This window comes from Neisseria sp. P0021.S007, from assembly GCF_051956855.1.
Genome location: NZ_JBQCXA010000003.1, coordinates 60,566 through 79,857 on the forward strand (window position 1 = coordinate 60,566; position 19,292 = coordinate 79,857).

Consider the following 19,292-nt stretch of genomic DNA (forward strand, 5'->3'; position numbering starts at 1 on the left):
ATTCAATATTGTTATTCCAAAGTTTGAAAAACCAAGAATATCCCGGCTTAGTTATCCGACTTGCGCCAACTGTTGACGCATTTCATCGATAACGGCTTTGTAATCCGGTTTGCCAAAAATCGCCGAACCGGCCACAAACGTATCCGCACCTGCAGCCGCAATTTCAGCAATATTGTCTGTCTTCACGCCGCCATCGACTTCCAATGCGATATGGCGGCCGCTTTGCCGTTCATACTCGTCCAACATCTCGCGCACTTTGCGGATTTTCACCAGCGTATTCGGGATAAAGCTTTGCCCGCCAAAGCCCGGGTTGACCGACATCAGCAACACCATATCCAGTTTGTCCAAAACGTTTTCCAGAATATTAACCGGCGTAGCAGGATTCAATACCAAGCCTGCCTGACAGCCGTATTCTTTAATCAAACCCAAGCTGCGGTCGACATGGCGGCTGGCTTCGGGATGAAAGGTAATGATATTGGCACCGGATTTGGCAAACGCATGAATCAAATCGTCCACCGGCTCAACCATCAAATGCACATCGACCGGCACGGTTGCATACGGTTTCAAAGCCGCACAAACCATAGGGCCGAAAGTCAGATTCGGCACATAATGATTGTCCATCACGTCAAAATGAATCAAATCCGCACCCGCGCGGATAACTTCGGCAACCTCTTCGCCCAAACGGGCAAAATCGGCAGACAAAATACTGGGGGCAATACGGTAGTCGGTCATGTTTATTCTCCTAAAGTGTGTTCCTTTGTCATTATCGCATTTTTAACCCTATGTTGTATGCCGCCGACAACGTCTCTGCCGTCATTTTTGTGAATTTACATTTCATATACATTAATGAAACTTATAATCACATAGTAAGGCTTTGAAAATAAATTATTAGATTACATACACATTCAAAAAAATCTAACATCATTAACAAAAGTTAACTGCATTGATACTGCCTTTCACACGCTTATCGGTTATATTTCCAAACCTGATGAAACATTAGGAAAACACCGTGTCTGTTGCACTTTCCCGCTATCCGACTTTTATTTTCTTAGCACTTGCCCTACTCTGTTCCAGTCTGCCTGCACATGCCGGTCCGTTTCTGGCCACTTTGGACGACTTTCACCCGAATTGCGACATCCGACAGCTCAATTTATCCGCCGACCAACACGCCGCCCTGCGCCGCCTGCGTACCGATTTCAAACAAATCAACGATAAAGCCTACCGTAAAACTGTACGCTCCGACCGCAACCGCCGTCAAACCATCATCAAAATCCTCTCCGGCGACTCATTCGACTCAAACGCCGCCCGCGATTATGTTGAAAACCGCTACCTCTCCAGCATGGACTATGCGGTAGATGAAATGGAAATCCAATACCGCCTCTACCATCTGCTCAATCCGCGCCAACGCCAGCAATGGTTGTCTTCATGCTTGCGCTGATGGATAAATAAAAATACAAAAAGGCCGTCTGAAACCATATTCAGACGGCCTTTGCTTTTTTCGCCTTAATCCAGCACTCTTTCTTCCGGCAACCGACCTGCCCAGTCGCAGGCAAACTGCCATGCCGAACGGCCTGAACGGCTGCCGCGCATTTGCGCCCATTGCAACGCGGCTTGGCGTGCCGTGTCATCAAAAGGAACATTGAAATCTTCCAACCAGTTGGCTACGGCGGTCAAATAATCGTTTTGATCGAAAGGATAAAAACTCAGCCACAAACCGAAGCGGTCGGAAAGGGAGATTTTCTCCTCGACGGCCTCTTTCTGATGAATTTCGCCGCGAGTGCCCGTAGTACCGCCGTTTTCATCCATGTATTCAGGAATTAAATGACGGCGGTTGGAAGTGGCATAAACCAAAACATTGGTGCAACGTTGCGACAGTCCGCCGTCTAAAGCAGTTTTCAAGGCTTTATAGGTCTCATCACCGGTTTCAAACGACAAATCATCGCAGAAAACGATAAATTTCTCGGGACGCTCAGACAACAGCGTCAACAAAGCCGGTAAGCTGATCAAATCGCTTTTATCCACCTCAATCAGTCGCAGGCCGCGCTCGGCGTATTCGTGTAACAACGCTTTAACCAAGGAAGATTTGCCCGTACCGCGTGCGCCGGTCATCAAGACATTATTTGCCGGACGGCCTGCCAAAAATTGCTCGGTATTGCGTTTCAGCCTGTCGGTTTGCGAACCGACTGCCGCCAATCTGCTCAAAGGAAACGTATGCGGACGTGGCAGGCTTTCCAAAATGCCTTTTTTGCCCACGCTGTGCCAACGGTAGGCCAAAGCGCGCCAGTCGGTTTTACCGGCTTCGTCAGGCAGGATTAAATCCAGACGGTTTAAAACGGAATTCGCTTTTTTCAAAAAATTGGATAATTTCATTTCGGCTTTCTTTTTTTCAGACGGCCTTTTGCGCCAATACTCGCATCACGGTATCGACAACGGCTTGGGTTTGCGGATCGATTTCAATATTAATGAGGTCGCCTTCTTTGCGGCTGCCAAACAGGGTGCGCTCCAAAGTCTCCGGAATCAGGTGTACGCAAAATTCGCTGTCGCTGATTTCACCTATGGTCAGGCTGCAACCGTCCAAACCGACAAAGCCTTTGGTCAGGATGTAGGGCTTGAGGTTTTCCGGCAGCTCAAACCAAACTGTACGGTTGAACTCGCTTGATTCAATTCGGGAAATTCGGGTAACCGCCATCACATGGCCGCTCATTACATGGCCGCCGATTTCATCGCCAAACCGCGCCGCGCGTTCCAAATTGACACTGTCGCCGACTTTCAAGCTGCCGAGATTGGTTTTACGTAAGGTCTCGTCCATCAAATCAAAGCTGACTTTGTTGCCGTCGATTCGGGTAATGGTCAGGCAGCAACCATTGTTGGCGACAGAGGCGCCGGTTTGCAGATTGTCGGCGATTTCGGGGGGCAGCTCAACTGTGTGGGTACGAAAGTCGGGCGAAGGTTGGGCGATGTCTGTAATTTTGCCCATACCTTGTACGATGCCTGTAAACATGATGTCTTCTTTCCGATGGTACGATAAGGCGGATATTGTAGCATTTTCCAGGCACAAAGGCCGTCTGAAAGCGGTGATGGCGATGGTTTGGGGTATAATCGAATTTTTATTTCCGCAGCCCGATCATGCTCAGCTACCGCCACGCCTTCCATGCCGGCAACCATGCCGATATGCTCAAGCACTTTACCCTCTTCCTCGTCCTCGAATATTTCAACCGCAAAGACAAGCCCTATTGGTATATCGATACGCACAGCGGTGCCGGTTTGTATGATTTGAGCGGCGATGAAGCGCAAAAAGTCGGCGAATACAAACAAGGCTTTGTGCTCTTGGAACAAGCTGACAAGCTGCCTGCCGAATTGGCCGAATTTGTGGGCCGTCTGAAACAAATACTGCCGCAAGACAACCTTTACTGCGGCTCGCCTTGGCTAGCACAGGCGCTCACGCGCGACAGCGACAAAATGCGCCTCTTTGAGCTGCACCCTGCCGATTTTGTCCATTTACAAAACAATATGCGCGAAGTTCGCCCTGCGCGTAAAGTGCAGGTCAGCCAAGCGGACGGTTATCAAGGTTTGATTTCACTTCTGCCTCCTCCGCCGCGCCGCGCCGCCGTCTTGATTGATCCGCCCTACGAAGAAAAACAAGACTACCGCCGTGTCGTCCAAGTCTTGAAAGATGCTTTAAAACGCTTTGAAACCGGCTGCTACATGGTTTGGTATCCCTGCTTGAGCCGCGAAGAAAGCCGCAAACTTCCGGACGAACTCAAAAAAATCGCTCCCGACAATTATCTGCACGCCGAGCTTCATGTCCATACGCCGCGCAGCGACGGCTTCGGTATGCACGGCAGCGGCATGTTCGTCATCAACCCGCCCTATATGCTTGCCGAACAGTTGCAAAACAATCTGCCCGAACTTGCCAAAATTTTGGCGCAAGATGTCGGCGCGCATTATGTATTGGAAAGCAAAACGAAATAAACACTGCCGTCTGAACGTATACCCAAACGCTTTGATTTTGCCGCCATACCTGTTCAGACGGCCTTAACCCTTTATACTTAAGCCTTTTTCCACTACAATTCACAACATAACAATTAACGGCCGTCCACTCATGAATATACGCACACCCCTAGCCTGCACACTCCTGCTCTGCGCGTGCAGCGAATCAGCAAAAAACGAATTTAAAGAAGAATTTACCCAAAGTTTCCGCACCGAATTTGTCCGCTCGGCAACCGAAGCCTGCGTAGAAAAAGCCTCCGGAAAAAGCCCGTTTGATTCCGCGACCACTGAAAAAATCTGCCGCTGCATCGGCGAAAAAACAGTCGACCAAATCAATCCTGAAGAAGCGACATCGCTTTTGGGCGGCAGCGACTCCATCAGCGACGAGCTGAAAAAACGCATCAAAGACACCAGCATCGCCTGCACTAAAGAAGTTTTAGGCATGGCCGAGAGCAAAACCAAATGAACACGCCGTTTTCAGACGGCCTGAAATTGAAAAATATTCGATTCAAACTTAGGAAAAGAGTGAAACCATGAAGACACTGAACCAATTCTTAGCCCAACACCTGCCCGAACACAAACTGCCGCAAGAGCTGGCCAGCGTACTGGAATCCGTAGCCGCCGCCTGTTTGGACATCAACGCCAAAGTCCGCCTCGGCGCGCTTTCCGGCGTTTTGGGCATGGCAGGTACCGGCAACATCCAAGGCGAAGACCAAAAGAAACTTGACGTCATTGCCAACAACATCATGATTGATGTTTTAAAAGCCAATGCCAACATCGCAGGCCTTGCCAGCGAAGAAGAAGACACCTATGTCGCCACACACGAAAACGGCGGCTATTTGGTATTGTTTGACCCGTTGGACGGCTCTTCCAATATCGACGTCAACATCTCCGTCGGCACCATCTTCTCCATCTTGGCGAAACCAGAAGGCGCATTAACTACCGAGTCCTTCCTGCAAAAAGGCCGCGACCAAGTGGCCGCAGGTTATGTTTTATACGGTCCGCAAACACAACTGGTACTGACTGTCGGTCACGGCGTGTTCGTCTTCACTCTGGACGATGCCAACCAATTCCTGCTGACCAAAGAAAATCCGCGCGTTCCCGAGTCTACTAAAGAATTCGCCATCAATATGTCCAACCAAAGACATTGGTTCGCCCCTGTTCAACAATACATTGACGAATTGCTGGCAGGCGAAACCGGCGTACGCGGCAAAAACTACAATATGCGCTGGGTAGCCAGCATGGTTGCCGAAATCCACCGCATCCTGATGCGCGGCGGCGTATTCATGTATCCGCAAGACAAACGCGACCCATCCAAACCGGGCAAACTGCGCCTGATGTACGAAGCCAACCCGATGAGCCTGCTTATGGAACAAGCCGGCGGCGCATCAAACAACGCCATCGAAGCCATGCTCGACATCCAACCTACCGGCCTGCACCAACGTGTTGCCGTATTCATGGGCAGCCGCGAAGAAGTCGAATACGTTTACAATCTGCATCAAAAATAATCGGATATATTGAAACCAAAAAAGGCCGTCTGAAATATAATTTTCAGACGGCCTTTCGTTAAGAAATCAAAGAAATGAAAAATCAAAAGGCAGACTCAAATCTGCCCTTTACTACTTTCCATCTAAGCTTTATTGGATTACGCCGAACGAGCCAGCTCTTCCGCTGCTTTTTGCACCATATCCGGCGTCAGCTTGTTCAAACAATCCGTATGCCCTAACGGACATTCGCGTTTAAAACATGGCGAACAATCCAAATTCAAGCTGACGATTTTTGCCTTTTGGCTTAGAGGCGGCGTATGGTCAGGGCTGGATGAGCCGTAAACCGCAACCAATTTCCGATCAAGCGCGGCCGCAAGATGCATCAGACCGCTGTCGTTGCACACGACCGTATCGGCGCAAGACAACAGATCAATGGCTTCAGGAAGATTGGTTTTGCCGCAAAGATTGGTACACAGGCCGTCTGAAAGTCGGTTGATTTCATCTGCAATATCGAAATCTTTTTGCGAACCAAACAGCCAAACCTGCCAACCTTCAGCCAAATAGCGGCGGCCAAGTTCGGCAAAATGACGCTCAGGCCAACGCTTGGCCGGGCCATATTCCGCACTGGGACAAAATGCCAAAATCGGTTTATCCGTCGCCAAACCATGTTTTGACAAAGCGGCTTGACGGCTTTCAGGATCAATCGTGAAACACGGATTATCGGAATGCCCGTTAAAATCCGCTTGGGTCGGATGCGCCAGCGCAGTATAGCGGTCAACCATCAGAGGCAACGCGGCCTTATCCAACTTACGGATATCGTTCAACAAAAAATAGCGTGATTCGCCGACGTAGCCCGTACGCTGTTTAATACCCGTAGCCAAGGCAATGATGGCGGATTTGAGCGAACCGGGCAAAACAATCACTTGATCATAGCCTTCTTTTCCCAATTCACGCCCGATACGCCAGCGTTTTTTCAATTCCAACGCACCATGTCCAAACGGATTTTCCATCACACGGTTGATTTCAGGCATACGCTCAAATACGGCCATCGACCATTTGGGGGCAAAAGCATCAATGGTGCAGCCAGGATACAGCTCATGCAAACGACGATAAAGCGGTTGGGTCATGACGCAGTCGCCAATCCAGCTTGGGGTAATAATCAGGATTTTTTTGGACATAATGGAATGTGTTTTTAATTTTGGCTTATTGTAATACGATTTTTAAAAGGCCGTCTGAAACTTGGTTTAATCGCCCTGATCAGAACGTACTAGTTGATACATGTCATTTCAGCACATGAAGCGTTCGTCTTCCCAATTATTCGGTAAATTCTGCAAATACCCAACCTGAAACACGAGGCCAAACGGCGGCAAGCAATATTCTCTTCATTTTTAAAACCTTATAAAAACAGAAAGGCCGTCTGAAATATTTTCAGACGACCTTTTTATAGTGATTTAACGATGGTAGTTAGGCGCTTCTTTAGTGATTTGTACGTCGTGAACGTGGGATTCGCTCATGCCGGCAGAAGTGATTTCCACAAATTCTGCTTTCTCGTGCATTTCAGCAATATTGGCGCAACCCAAGTAACCCATGCTGGAGCGCAGACCGCCGGTCAGTTGGTGGATGATGTTCACAATCGGGCCTTTGTAAGGTACACGACCTTCAATGCCTTCAGGAACATATTTGTCTGTGCTGTCGGTTTTGTCTTGGAAGTAGCGGTCGGCAGAGCCTTGGCTCATCGCACCCAATGAACCCATGCCGCGGTAAGACTTGTAAGAGCGGCCTTGGTAAAGTTCGATTTCGCCCGGTGCTTCTTCCGTACCGGCAAACATACCGCCGAGCATGACGCTGTATGCACCTGCTGCCAGAGCTTTGGCAATATCGCCGGAGAAGCGGATACCGCCGTCGGCAATCAGGGGAACGCCTGTACCTTTCAAGGCTTCGGAAACATTGTGAATCGCAGTCAGCTGAGGCACGCCCACGCCGGCCACGATACGGGTCGTACAAATCGAGCCCGGGCCGATACCGACTTTAACGGCATCCGCACCGGCGGCCACCAAATCCAAAGCGGCTTGGGCAGTCGCGATGTTGCCGCCGATGACTTGAATGTGCGGATAAGTTTCTTTGACCCAGCGCACGCGATCGATAACGCCTTGGCTATGGCCGTGGGCAGTATCGACCACAATCACGTCCACGCCTGCTTCCACCAATGCTTTGACACGCTCTTCGGTATCGCCGCCGGTACCCACCGCGGCACCGACGCGCAGACGGCCTTCGGCATCTTTGTTGGCATTAGGGAACTCGGTTGTTTTCAGAATATCTTTAACTGTAATCAGACCTTTGAGTTCGTCTTGGTCATTCAACACCAAAACGCGCTCCACCTTGTGCGCATGCATGATTTCGCGGGCTTCATCGATGCTGGTACCTTCAGGAACGGTAACCAAACGGTCGCGGGGGGTCATGATAGCAGAAACCGGCAGATCGACACGGTTTTCAAAACGCAGGTCGCGGTTGGTTACAATACCGACCACTTTGCCGTTTTCAACAACAGGCAGACCGGACATTTTGCGTTTGCGTTGTGCACGCATTTCCAAAACTTCGCGGATCAATGCGGTCGGTGCAACGGTAACGGGATCTTTCACCACGCCGCTCTCATGGCGCTTCACTTTGGAAACGGCACGCGCTTGCAACTCCGGCGTCATGTTTTTATGGATAATGCCGATGCCGCCTTCTTGAGCCATAGAGATGGCCAGACGCGCTTCGGTAACGGTATCCATTGCAGCAGAAAGTAGAGGGAGGTTGAGCGTGATATCGCGGGTGAGTTTGGTTTGAAGTTTGACATCTCGAGGCAGCACGTTTGAGTGCGCTGGAACCAACAAAACGTCGTCGAAAGTATAGGCTTTTTCTACAATACGCATGATGCTCGGTCTTTCAGTTTGTGCAAGATGCACGGCATTATATCACACCGGCTTGATGCTAACATTGGCAATACACGTTTTAACGTTATTTTTTTACATGATTTGATTTGGCGTACAAAAATATGCCAACGCATTGCAGTTTCAAGTAAAATAAGCCGCATGAGAACATCATTTACATAAGGGAAACCCATGAAATCTTCCGTACTCAAAACCTGTCTGATAGCAGCCCTTCTCTCTTCCGCCGCTCTGACCGGTGCGGCCGAGGTGTACACTTGGAAAGGCACATCGGGCAACAACTATTCCGATACGCCAAACCGCCTGCAACCGAAGCGTTCCGGCGTGGTCAACATCCGTACGCACAATGTCAAACCTGCCGTTGCACCTGCTGCGGCGGCATCTGAGCCGGTTGCCGAGCAGCCCAACGAACAGGTTGCGGAACAAAACAAACAAATCGAAGAGCGCAACAAAAAAATCGAAGAGCAAAACCGCCAAAACAAGCTGGAAAACTGCAAAATCGCCAAAATCAACCGCCAAGTCGCCGAAAGCGCACGCTTGGCCAATCGCGACAGCCTGATTAAACAATACCAAAACGACGTCAATAAATACTGCAATTAAGCTCTCGAATAACAATATCAAAAAGGCCGTCTGAAATTTAATTTCAGACGGCCTTCATTTTTCAGCCTATCAATAATACAGTTGAACCAACAACAAACCGAAAGCCAGACTAAATGCCATGCTCAACAGGCCCGGAATCATGAAGCTGTGGTTGAAGATAAATTTGCCGATTTTGGTCGAGCCGGTTGTATCAAAGTCGATAGCGGCAATAATCGGACCGTAGTTCGGAATGAAGAAATAGCCGTTTACCGCAACAAATGTGCCGATAATGATGGGCGCAGGAATACCCAGTTTGATGGCGATTGGAAATAGCGTTGCCACTGTCGCGCCTTGACTATTGACCAATACCGACAAGACAAACAGGGCAAAGGCAAAGGTCCATGGTGCAGATTCAACCAAATGGCTGACGGTCGATTCCACTTCTGTTAAGTGGCCGTTCATCAAGGTATCGCCCAACCAAGCCACGCCAAATACTGCAATCACGGCACGCATACCGGCATGGAATACCGAACCTCGGGTAATCGCATCGCCATTGGGTTTACACGCCAAGATAATCAGTGCAGAAGCAGACAACATCACGATTTCAATCGTATGCGCCATGCCCATAGGCTTGATCGCGCCATCGTGTTCAAAAGCCGGACGCAGCTCTGGCAGCGCACCCATCACGACCACCAGCAATGCCGCAGTCAAGAAAATACCGACCGACAATTTGGCTTTCGGCGAAATGGCGACATCGGTTTGTTGTTCCTCCACATCGATGTATTCTTTCACATAGTTCGGGTCTTTCAGTAAAGCCTGATAATACGGATCGTCTTTCAATTCTTTGCCCAGTTTGTTTACGAACACGCAAGCCAAACCGATACCCAAAATCGTGGATGGAACGGTAACTTTCAACACATCCGCCATCGTGATGTGTTGCGGCTCAAGCATGGTGACGCAGGCAACAACGGCTGCGGCAATCGGGCTGGCGACAATCGCAAATTGGGAAGCGATAACCGCCATCGTCAGCGGACGGGAAGGACGGATGCCATTGCGACGGCTGACTTCGGCAATCACGGGCAAGACCGAGTAAGCCACATGGCCCGTACCTGCCAATACGGTAAAGGTGTAAGTTACCGCCGGCGCGATAAAGGTGATGTATTTCGGATTGCGGTGCAACACGCGCGTGGCAATCTTAATCATATAGTCCAAACCGCCGCTGGCCTGCATGGCCGCGGCGGCAGACACTACCGCCATAATCATCAGCATCACATCAATCGGAGGGCTGGTCGGCTGAAGATGGAAACCAAAAGACAATACAGCCAAGCCGATACCGCCGAGCACGCCCAAACCAATACCGCCAACCTGCGCACCAATCAGGATACACAGTAGCACAACGGCAAACTGGATAAAAAACATAGTTGACATAACAATTCCCAAAATCCGGCCTTAGCCGAAATAAAATTACAAACGGTTGGATTATAGAGTAAACCCTCTTCCCTAACCATACTTTACCTAATTATACATACTGATCTATATCAAATAAATAATATTCTCATTTAACCTCTAGGTTTTTAAAAACACAAAAAAGGCCGTCTGAAGATTTTCAGACGGCCTCTATGGTTTAAAAAGATGATAAGGCTATTTCCCGGTTACTTCTTCATCTTTTATAAAATCCGATACGCCATGCACACAGCGGATTTTGCGTTCCGACAAGGTTGCCTCCAACAAGGCATCGTTTTGCGGCAATGAATCGCGTTCTGCCTCATTGTGCCAGAGGTGGTACGCAATGCCGGCAAATTTCAAATTATGGCGTTTCATCCCGTTATGATAGCAACGGGCGACAAATTCGCTGTCTTCCCTGCCCCAACCGACAAAGCTATTGTCAAACCCATTGACGGCAAGCGCATCGCTGCGGAAAAAGCCCATATTGCAGGTTTTGATGCCTTTATGTTTGCGGTTGCCTTTTCGGCCTGCCAATTTGGCCAAACAACGGCAGCGCAGGGCGGAAAGCCGTTTTTCTATCCCTGAGCTGAACATAGACAAAGCAGGCAAATCGCCTTCATCCAAAATATCCTGCGTTTTATCCTCAGTCAAAATCACGCGGGAACCCTGTATCAAACGGCCTCTGCGGGCAATCTTCAAATGATCGGCGATAAAAGACGGATCCAAAACCATATCGCCGTCAATCAACACAATATAATCGCTTTTCGCCTGCGCCAACGCACGGTTGCGCGATTCGGCAGCACGAAAGCCTCTATCCGGCTGCCATGAATGCTTAACGGGAATACTTGTCCTGCGGCGGATAAAATCAACCACTTCGGCGGTTTCCTGCCTTGAGCCGTCATCCGCGACAATAATCTCATCCGGCAGACGGGTTTGCGATAAAGCCGATTTCAACACCAGCTCCAAAGCATCGGGGCGATTGTAAGTGGTGATGATGAGGGAGACGGTTATCGTGCGGTTGCGCTCGTAGAGTTTGACATATTTGTAATACGAACCTTGTGCGTTGGAAACTGAAATCGTCAGGCCGTCCGCACCATAAGCAAAACCGCGCTTGAGCAGGTAATTCTTCACAAACGATACGCCGCCATGCAGCAAAGCCTTAAACGGCGAACTGTCTTTCTTAAAACGATTTTCTTCCGCATACAGCGAGCTATACTGCTGCATTTTTTGAATCAGCCCTTCGGCGTTTTCAAAAGAATAATGTTTCAGATGGCCATCGAGTTGTTTAACCTTGGCTTCCTGCGGCAACACCAAAGACTCATGCACCTGACGGTCGGAAAAACGGCTAAATCTGCGATGATAAAGGCGTGGAATAATATCCGGATACCAGCCGCAGCCTTTAATCAGTCTGCCGTGGTAATGGTTCAGACGGGAAAGTGAAAAAATATGCTCCTTCTCATTTTCCAAAACGGCCGCACGAATGGATTCGATTAAAGCCTCATCCGCCACTTCATCGCTGTCTATGCTGAAAATCCAATCGTTTTGCGCCAGTCTGGCCGCCAGATTTTTCATCGGACCAAACCCGATAAAGTCATGCTTGTAATAGCTGACATTTGAAAAACCCTTGGCAATTTCAAAAGTACGGTCGGTCGAGCCGTTGTCCAACAGCAGGACTTCGTCAAAGTCTTTCAGCGCACTCAAAACTTCTGAAAGATAACGTTCTGAATTTTTTACCAACATGGCGGCGGTTGCCGGAATTGTGTGCATCATAAAAAGGCCGTCTGAAAAAGGAAGCTGTATTTTAACCGATATACCGCTACAATATGTCCTCCTTTTTTCAGACGGCCTGACCCATGCAGCTTATTCTTGCCCCCATGCAGGGGCTGGTGGATGATGTGATGCGCGACCTGTTGACGCGTATTGGCGGATTTGACGAATGCGTCAGCGAATTTGTCCGCATTACGCACACGGTCCACTCACGCGCCACTTGGCTTAAATATGTTCCCGAAATCGCCCATGCCAACCGCACGCCGGCCGGCACGCCCTGCACTGTCCAACTTTTGGGCAGCGATGCGGAAAACATGGCCGTCAATGCTTTGGAAGCCGTGCGTTTCGGTGCGAACAAAATCGACCTCAACTTCGGCTGCCCCGCGCCGACGGTCAACAAACACAAAGGCGGTGCAGTCTTGCTCAAAGAGCCAGACTTGATTTACCACATCGTCCACACCCTGCGCCAACGCCTGCCGCAACACATTCCGCTGACTGCCAAGATGCGGCTTGGTTATGAAGACAAAAGTCTGGCATTGGAATGCGCCTCCGCGATTGAAAACGGCGGCGCATGCGCGTTAACCGTCCATGCGCGCACCAAAGTCGAAGGCTACGAACCGCCGGCACATTGGGAATGGGTGCGCAAAATCCGTGATGCAGTCAGTATTCCCGTTACCGCCAACGGCGATGTGTTCAGCCTTCAAGACTATCTCGACATTAAAACCGTCAGCGGCTGCGACAGCGTGATGCTCGGGCGCGGCGCGGTTATCCGTCCCGACTTGGCGCGGCAAATCAAGCAATATGAAAACGGCGAAACAGTCAAAGACACCGACTTTGCCGAAGTCTCCTCATGGATAGTCCAGTTCTTCGACTTATGCCTTGCCAAAGAGGCCAACAACAAATATCCGGTTGCCCGTTTGAAACAATGGCTGGGCATGATGAAAAAAGAGTTTGAACAGGCGCAGATATTGTTTGACCGTATCCGCGCCGTCAAAGAAGCGGACGAAGTAAAACAGATTCTGCTGTCGTTTGAACAAGAGATGCATTCATGATTTTAAAAGGCCGTCTGAATTTCAGACGGCCTTTAATATGATTACTGACAGATATAATCAGCCAACAGTCTGCCTTTTTCCGCACTGGCTGCATTGGCCATATTCACATGCCTGGTCTCAGGGCCATTCTTGGATTTCAGGGCTTCGCCATATTTTTTGGCAAACTCTTTATTGGCACTGGTCACTCTTGACTCAGTGGCATCCAATATAAACCCGTCTTGCTCATATTTGCCTTGCGCAGTAATAATCAAGATATTTTCAGGTGAAGGATAATCCGGGAAATTAACATAGTTGGTAACCAGCTTGTAGGAAACGCCTTTGCCGTGTTTCATATCCTGACAGATGCCGTTAGGCGCGGTAAAGACTGCATGGCCGATACGGCCGTGGCCGAAATCGTAAAAATCGATTCTCTTCGCAGAAGCCAATTGTTTTTTATCGTTGCCGTCATTGATATTTAATGACTTGCCGTTTACCAAAAACAGGGTTGGCAACAAGGGGCTGCCATGAGAGGCTTCCAAATTATATGCTTCGCCCAACAGCTTGCCCTGACGATACACAGTCAAGACAGGCTTTTTCAGACCATTTTCCGGATTGCCGGTTTTCTTAAAAGAAATCTTCTGAACCACATTGCCAAATTCATAATAAGGCCGCGACTGCACGCCTGTTTTCGTATCCTGCAAGGCGCTCCAGCTGCCGTCCGTCGTTTGGGCGCACGCAGTCAGAGCAACAAACAGAATACCCGATAGTAAAACTTTAGAATGTTTCATTCATAAACTCCTTCTCAAGTAAACAAAAGAACGGATGTGTGCCTTTACTGCTTATTTTTGTTTCTTTGTTAAAATTTTAGAACCATTGCACTAAATTAGCAAGGGATTAAACAACAGGCCGTCTGAACATTCAGACGGCCTTGATTAAGCTCAAATTTTTAAGAAGCCAAAACGCGGGAGAACAAAATCTCATTTTCCAAATGGATATGGTCTTTCAAATCATCCACCATCTCTTTGGCCAAAGTGTACAAACGGGTCCAGCTGCCGCAAGCGCCTTCGGGAAGCTCAAAATTGTAGGTCAATTCTTCCAGACGCGCGATGGCTTGATCGTGTTCTTCATGCTCGTGCATCATTACGCTGATGGGCATTGCCGCGCCGCGACCCACGCCCTGATTAATCATTGGGAACAACATGCGCTCCTCTTTCATCATGTGCATCAACAGCTCGTTTTGCATATAGGCCAACAAATCAGGAACTTCGGCAGGGAAAGTATCAGCATGAACCTGCGCCACTTTTTGCGCCAGCGGAACCAACTCTTCAAACTGGGCGCGGTGGACATTGTGGTAACGCTGCAAAATATGGTCAATGGTGGAATTGAAAGGTGCGGTTTCCCAAACGGTAAAGTCGGTCATGGCTGTGTTCCTTTAAAGATTGATATTGGATGAATGTTAGACATAAGGATACACGCTGCAAACGGCTTTGTATAGTTTTTTAATTGCTTAATTAATTGATAATAAAAGTTATTTTCAAATTAAAATACCAAACAGGCCGTCTGAAACATAAAGTCAAAGTTTCAGACGGCCTGCCCTTTTCTTAAATAATCCAACGATATAAGGCAATCATTACCGGCATGGTTACCACGCAAAGCAAGGTCGTCAACCCATAAATCGCACTGGCTTTTTGGGCATTTTTGCCGTAAACAACCGCCATTTGGGTAACTGTCGAAGCGGCAGGCGAAGTCGTTGCCAAAAAGCTGATTAACACAACCGTATCCGCATGCGCATCATGATGGGCAAAACCGCAGGCTTTGACGGCGAAAAGCAATAATACCGGAATCAAAATCAGCCTTAAAAAAGCAACGAGATAAAGCCTCGGTGTCCACACAATCGAACGCAACGGCAAAGAGGCCAGCAGCATGCCCGCCACCAACATGGCAACCGGGCCAATCATACTGCCCACCGTCGCCAAAGTATTATCGACAATGTGCGGCAGCTTGATTTGAAAGGCAAACATCAGCAGCCCGACCAACATGGATAAGATGTTGATATTGGTAAAAATGGTTTTCCAAGCCACATTGCCTCGACCGCAAATCAACAGGCGCAGATGCGTCCAAAACAAAAACGTCTGCACCAAGATAAAACCAGTGGTGTAAATCACCCATTCCGGCCCAAAGACCGACATTACCAAAGGGATAATCAGGTTGCCCGAATTGCTGTACACCGTCGCCGCGTGTTCGAGCGCATCGAGTTTGAACAAGTGTTTAAACAACCTGCCTAAAACAATCAATACCACATGGAAAAACACCGCCAACATGACGGAAAGCTTCAGCCCTTCGATAATCTGCGGCGTATTGTCCATCTGAAAGGCATGAATCATGACAGACGGGCTGATCAAGTAAAGCGCGATGACCGAGAGCGTATAGCTGTTTTCCGATTTCAACAGCCCTGCCTTCACTAAGGCCACGCCCATCAAAACAATCAGCGTCAGCTCGGTAATTTTTCCGGCAAGCAGAAAAGAGGTTTCCATAACAAAAAAAGCGGCAAAAACGTTGATTTTACGCTTCTACCGCTTGGCATGCCAAATTCAGACGGCCTGAAGCCTTTTTCCAACAACCCGACATAATTTGCCCTACCGCAAAGCAAATCAATATAAATCTGTCCGTATATCCGCTATAATCAGCCATTTTCTTCAAACAGGAAACATCATGTCCCCCAGCCGTTTCAATCAAACGGGCCCCAAAATCGGCCTGAGCGTACGCCTTGCAGAAACCCAAGCTGAAATCGAAGCCGCCCAAAGATTGCGCTATCAGGTTTTTGCCCAAGAGTTAGGTGCGGAAATCGAAAGCGATGACGGCCGCGATGTCGATCCTTATGATGAACATTGCCACCACCTGCTCGCCTTTGACGATGCAACCGGCGAGGTAATCGGCTGCTACCGCCTGATTACCGAAGAAACCGCAAAAAAAGTCGGTGGCTGGTACAGCGAGCATGAATTTGATCTTGAGCCTTTGAAAGACATCCTGCCGCAAACCGTCGAACTCGGCCGCGCCTGTACCCACCCGGACTACCGCAACGGCGGCTTGGTCATGCTGTTGTGGACCGGTTTGGTCAAATTCATGAAAGACGAAAACCTGCGCTTTATGATTGGTTGCGGCAGTATCGAAATGCGTGACGGCGGCAACGATGCGGCCGGCCTGTATCATGCTTTGAAAGACAAATACCTCGCTCCGGCACAATGGTGTGTCAAACCGCTCAACCCGCTCAAATGGGACAGCATCACGCCGTCTGAAAATCCGCCTGTACCTGCCCTGATCAAAGGCTATCTCAAAGCAGGCGCGTGGTTCTGCGGCGAGCCTTGCGTCGATGAAGCGTTCAACTGCGCGGATGTGCTGATCATGATGGACATCAACCACCTTTCCGACCGCTACTTGCAGCGTTTTGCCCCTAAAGCCGATTCATAATAAAAGGCCGTCTGAAACTTCAGACGGCCTGCCTAATCTTTATAAAAACACACACAATGACCGCCAAAATCCGTTTTATCTTCCGTCTTCTCTGCATTGCCGGCTGCCTTTTATACGGCATGGCCGAAATGTTTTTTCTGTTTCCCTTTTACAGCAGCAAACGCAAACTGCGCGCGATCCAATTATGGTCGCTGCGCGTGCTCGCTTCCTGCGGCATGAAACTGCAAACTTTCGGCACGCCGCCGCAAGAAGATCGCGGTCAGCTGATTATCAGCAACCATATTTCATGGTTGGACATTATGGCGGTCAACGGTGCTTTCCCCGGCCGTTTTGTGGCTAAAGACGATGTGGCCAAATGGCCTGTGGTCGGTTATCTTGCCACACAGGCTCAAACGGTTTACGTCTCGCGCAACCGCGGCATCAAAGGCAATTCTGCCAAAATCGCCGGCGTAACCGAAGCGCTGAAAAACGGCGATACCGTCACCATTTTTCCCGAAGGCACCAGTACCGAAGGCCGTGAAATCCTGCCGTTCAAACCGAGCTTTTTTCAGACGGCCTATGATGCAGGCGTACCGATTATTCCGGCACTCTGCCGCTATCCGAATCCAGACGGCAGCAGCCCCAATCCGCACACTGCCTACTACGGCGACATCAGCCTCTGGCAATCTATCTGCATGGTCATCAGCCAGCCTTCCAACACGGTCGAACTGCATTTCCTCGATCCGATTGAAGCAGGAGAAGACCGCTACGCTACTGCGCTTCAAGTACACGCCCTGTTGAGCGAAAAGCAAAAACAGTTGGGTTGATCAAAAAAAGGCCGTCTGAATGTTCAGACGGCCTTTTCCATTATCTTATGCCTTAAGATGAATATTGAACCGAATCGCTACCGCTTTTCTTTTGAATAAATTCAATTTTGTAGCCATCTGGATCTTCAACAAACGCAATCACAGTCGTGCCGTGTTTCATCGGGCCGGCTTCGCGTACCACTTTACCTCCCATTTCTTTGACACGCTCGCACGCCGCGTAAGCATCATCGACTTCAATCGCGATATGGCCATAAGCATCGCCCAAATCGTAAGACTCGGTATCCCAGTTGTGGGTCAGTTCCAAAACAGTATGGTCCGCTTCATCGCCATAACCGACAAAAGCCAAAGTAAAACGGCCTTCGGGATAATCGCGGCGGCGCAGCAGTTGCATGTTCAATACGTTTTGATAGAAATCCAAAGAGCGTTCGAGATTGCCGACACGCAGCATAGTATGAAGCAAGCGCATGATTTTGTTCCTTTCTGAATTATGTTTGGTCATGGATTATAACACATCGGGCATTTACCCTCCCCAACTTAGAAAATGCTGATACTTAAACCTTGTGAAAATGAAGCGTATCCCTATCGCCAGTTGAATTTAATTTATTAACAAGCACACCGACTGACTAAATTGCTATAATCGCCACACTTACAACACAACACTTCAAACCGTCATGAAAACCTTTGTTCTTCCAGATACCCGCCCTTATCCGCAGAGCCCTATCAAAAACTACCTTCTGCTCAATGCCTATCAGCTGGCGCACAACTCCTCCTCCGCATCGCGCAAGCTTTCGGCCGGCCAACTGCAAACCGAAATCCGCACCATGCTCAGCCAAAACCATTACATCAACCTTTCATTGGCAATGACCATGGCGCCCGATGTCGGCACTTACACCAGCCTGATTCAAAGCGTAGGCGAAGTCCTGAAGGCAGAAAACGATAACGAAGCCCAATGGTTTGCCCTGCCTGTCGTTTTGGTCGCCGGTTGCAAAAAAGAACAAACCCTGCCGCTTACGCTGCCTACCGAAGCACTCTTCGCCTGCCTGCAAAACTACCCCAACCTGCGTACCCTCACGCAAAACACGCAATGGCTGCCTTACCTCGTCCAATCTACCGACTTGAGCAGCGTTACCCCGGGCGAGTGGTTCCAAGCCAAGCAAAACGATGAAGCGGCAGGCGCATTCCTGCAAAAATTCGAATACAAACCATTGACGCTGCCCGAAGGTCAATCCGTCCATGTTGTTTACGCGCTGGGCTACGGCAATAAAGACATTCAGACTGCCTTGGGCCTTAACCTGCAACAGGCAGGCCTGCCATTGATGCAGGTTTGGCAAGAGCATCTCGCCCTCGACGGCGTTACCCTCTTTACCAACCCGCTCTCGCCCAATACGCCGCTTGACGCGCTTACCGACGGCAGCCACACCCGCCAACGCATGGCCATGGACGTTTTTGCCACCAACGCCATCCGCGCCATCCGTATGCAAAGCCCGCGCGTCGGCGTTGTTGCCGCAGCGAAAGCGGACGGCAAGCTCCAGTTCAGCTTCAACGCGACAGACAGCGCGTTTGAAATCGTTCCGCAGACCTTCACTTGGGAGCTTGCATCAACCGACAATATCGCCATCGTTCAGCAAAACTTCCTCGACCTGATGGCCGAATGCCGAATCGAGCACCTCTACCTGCTGCACAACCCATTGGGCGAAAACGAGAACATCCCTACTTATGCCCAAGCGTTGAAACTAGAAGGCCATAATCCTTTCTTCAGCAATGTAAACTAAATTGAAAATGCAACAC

20 protein-coding genes are annotated in these 19,292 nt (G+C 49.4%); 9 read left to right on the forward strand and 11 right to left on the reverse strand.

Going from position 1 to position 19,292, the window contains the following annotated elements; all coding sequences use genetic code 11:
• Nucleotides 1-51: 51 nt before the first annotated feature.
• Complete coding sequence (gene rpe / locus ACTHUR_RS05640) at nucleotides 52-732, reverse strand: ribulose-phosphate 3-epimerase (RefSeq protein ID WP_070625401.1); 681 nt, start codon at nucleotides 730-732, stop codon at nucleotides 52-54.
• 277 nt (nucleotides 733-1,009) lie between these two features.
• Between rpe and ACTHUR_RS05645 the strand changes: the two genes are divergently transcribed.
• A complete protein-coding gene (locus ACTHUR_RS05645) occupies nucleotides 1,010-1,438 on the forward strand; it encodes a Spy/CpxP family protein refolding chaperone (RefSeq protein ID WP_049336552.1) in 429 nt (142 codons plus the stop codon).
• Nucleotides 1,439-1,503: 65 nt separating this feature from the next.
• Here the strand turns inward: ACTHUR_RS05645 and ACTHUR_RS05650 are convergent, their stop codons facing one another.
• Both ACTHUR_RS05650 and ACTHUR_RS05655 read right to left on the reverse strand, forming a co-directional pair.
• Nucleotides 1,504-2,370: an ATP-binding protein gene (locus tag ACTHUR_RS05650; protein WP_049336551.1), complete on the reverse strand. Its 867-nt coding sequence runs from the start codon at nucleotides 2,368-2,370 to the stop codon at nucleotides 1,504-1,506.
• A 16-nt stretch (nucleotides 2,371-2,386) separates the two neighbouring features.
• Nucleotides 2,387-3,001 carry a riboflavin synthase subunit alpha gene (locus ACTHUR_RS05655; RefSeq protein ID WP_049344692.1) on the reverse strand — a complete coding sequence of 205 codons (615 nt, stop codon included), beginning with the start codon at nucleotides 2,999-3,001 and terminating at the stop codon, nucleotides 2,387-2,389.
• 125 nt (nucleotides 3,002-3,126) lie between these two features.
• On the opposite strand from ACTHUR_RS05655, the gene ACTHUR_RS05660 reads away from it, so the two are divergent.
• The 3 genes from ACTHUR_RS05660 to ACTHUR_RS05670 all read left to right on the forward strand — a co-directional run bounded on the left by ACTHUR_RS05660 (nucleotide 3,127) and on the right by ACTHUR_RS05670 (nucleotide 5,498).
• Nucleotides 3,127-3,972: a 23S rRNA (adenine(2030)-N(6))-methyltransferase RlmJ gene (locus ACTHUR_RS05660; RefSeq protein ID WP_049344693.1), complete on the forward strand. Its 846-nt coding sequence runs from the start codon at nucleotides 3,127-3,129 to the stop codon at nucleotides 3,970-3,972.
• Between the two features lie 130 nt (nucleotides 3,973-4,102).
• Nucleotides 4,103-4,456 (forward strand): hypothetical protein, encoded by a 354-nt coding sequence (locus tag ACTHUR_RS05665; protein WP_049344694.1) that lies wholly within the window; start codon nucleotides 4,103-4,105, stop codon nucleotides 4,454-4,456.
• Nucleotides 4,457-4,523: 67 nt separating this feature from the next.
• Nucleotides 4,524-5,498, forward strand: coding sequence for a class 1 fructose-bisphosphatase (locus ACTHUR_RS05670; protein ID WP_049344695.1), 975 nt, complete (start codon nucleotides 4,524-4,526; stop codon nucleotides 5,496-5,498).
• Between the two features lie 137 nt (nucleotides 5,499-5,635).
• Here ACTHUR_RS05670 and waaF read toward each other — a convergent pair whose 3' ends face one another.
• Both waaF and guaB read right to left on the reverse strand, forming a co-directional pair.
• Nucleotides 5,636-6,655, reverse strand: a complete 1,020-nt coding sequence (gene waaF, locus ACTHUR_RS05675) for a lipopolysaccharide heptosyltransferase II (protein ID WP_440361180.1) — start codon at nucleotides 6,653-6,655, stop codon at nucleotides 5,636-5,638.
• A gap of 273 nt (nucleotides 6,656-6,928) precedes the next feature.
• Nucleotides 6,929-8,392, reverse strand: a complete 1,464-nt coding sequence (guaB, locus tag ACTHUR_RS05680) for an IMP dehydrogenase (protein WP_049344697.1) — start codon at nucleotides 8,390-8,392, stop codon at nucleotides 6,929-6,931.
• Nucleotides 8,393-8,581: 189 nt separating this feature from the next.
• Between guaB and ACTHUR_RS05685 the strand changes: the two genes are divergently transcribed.
• Entirely contained in the window at nucleotides 8,582-9,007 is a 426-nt protein-coding gene (locus ACTHUR_RS05685; RefSeq protein WP_440361181.1) for a DUF4124 domain-containing protein, read from the forward strand.
• Between the two features lie 69 nt (nucleotides 9,008-9,076).
• On the opposite strand, the gene ACTHUR_RS05690 is transcribed toward ACTHUR_RS05685, so the two are convergent.
• Both ACTHUR_RS05690 and ACTHUR_RS05695 read right to left on the reverse strand, forming a co-directional pair.
• Entirely contained in the window at nucleotides 9,077-10,405 is a 1,329-nt protein-coding gene (locus tag ACTHUR_RS05690) for an anaerobic C4-dicarboxylate transporter family protein (RefSeq protein WP_070695519.1), read from the reverse strand.
• A 222-nt stretch (nucleotides 10,406-10,627) separates the two neighbouring features.
• Complete coding sequence (locus ACTHUR_RS05695) at nucleotides 10,628-12,202, reverse strand: glycosyltransferase family 2 protein (protein ID WP_070695518.1); 1,575 nt, start codon at nucleotides 12,200-12,202, stop codon at nucleotides 10,628-10,630.
• 83 nt (nucleotides 12,203-12,285) lie between these two features.
• Here ACTHUR_RS05695 and ACTHUR_RS05700 point away from each other — a divergent pair, with 83 nt between their 5' ends.
• Nucleotides 12,286-13,251: a tRNA dihydrouridine synthase gene (locus ACTHUR_RS05700; RefSeq protein ID WP_070695517.1), complete on the forward strand. Its 966-nt coding sequence runs from the start codon at nucleotides 12,286-12,288 to the stop codon at nucleotides 13,249-13,251.
• Nucleotides 13,252-13,292: 41 nt separating this feature from the next.
• Here the strand turns inward: ACTHUR_RS05700 and ACTHUR_RS05705 are convergent, their stop codons facing one another.
• The 3 genes from ACTHUR_RS05705 to ACTHUR_RS05715 form a co-directional block, all read right to left on the reverse strand.
• Nucleotides 13,293-14,018 (reverse strand): hypothetical protein, encoded by a 726-nt coding sequence (locus tag ACTHUR_RS05705; RefSeq protein WP_049336534.1) that lies wholly within the window; start codon nucleotides 14,016-14,018, stop codon nucleotides 13,293-13,295.
• Between the two features lie 158 nt (nucleotides 14,019-14,176).
• Nucleotides 14,177-14,650: an iron-sulfur cluster repair protein DnrN gene (gene dnrN, locus ACTHUR_RS05710; RefSeq protein ID WP_049336533.1), complete on the reverse strand. Its 474-nt coding sequence runs from the start codon at nucleotides 14,648-14,650 to the stop codon at nucleotides 14,177-14,179.
• A 181-nt stretch (nucleotides 14,651-14,831) separates the two neighbouring features.
• On the reverse strand, nucleotides 14,832-15,764 hold the full coding sequence (locus tag ACTHUR_RS05715) for an AEC family transporter (RefSeq protein WP_049336531.1): 933 nt from the start codon (nucleotides 15,762-15,764) through the stop codon (nucleotides 14,832-14,834).
• A gap of 178 nt (nucleotides 15,765-15,942) precedes the next feature.
• Here ACTHUR_RS05715 and ACTHUR_RS05720 point away from each other — a divergent pair, with 178 nt between their 5' ends.
• Together ACTHUR_RS05720 and ACTHUR_RS05725 are read left to right on the forward strand one after the other, a co-directional pair.
• Entirely contained in the window at nucleotides 15,943-16,698 is a 756-nt protein-coding gene (locus ACTHUR_RS05720; protein WP_004519852.1) for a GNAT family N-acetyltransferase, read from the forward strand.
• A gap of 56 nt (nucleotides 16,699-16,754) precedes the next feature.
• Entirely contained in the window at nucleotides 16,755-17,504 is a 750-nt protein-coding gene (locus ACTHUR_RS05725; protein ID WP_004519853.1) for a lysophospholipid acyltransferase family protein, read from the forward strand.
• A 52-nt stretch (nucleotides 17,505-17,556) separates the two neighbouring features.
• Here the strand turns inward: ACTHUR_RS05725 and gloA are convergent, their stop codons facing one another.
• Nucleotides 17,557-17,970: a lactoylglutathione lyase gene (gene gloA / locus ACTHUR_RS05730; RefSeq protein WP_003685011.1), complete on the reverse strand. Its 414-nt coding sequence runs from the start codon at nucleotides 17,968-17,970 to the stop codon at nucleotides 17,557-17,559.
• Nucleotides 17,971-18,175: 205 nt separating this feature from the next.
• Here gloA and ACTHUR_RS05735 point away from each other — a divergent pair, with 205 nt between their 5' ends.
• Entirely contained in the window at nucleotides 18,176-19,276 is a 1,101-nt protein-coding gene (locus tag ACTHUR_RS05735; protein ID WP_003685151.1) for a hypothetical protein, read from the forward strand.
• The last annotated feature ends 16 nt before the right edge of the window (nucleotides 19,277-19,292 follow it).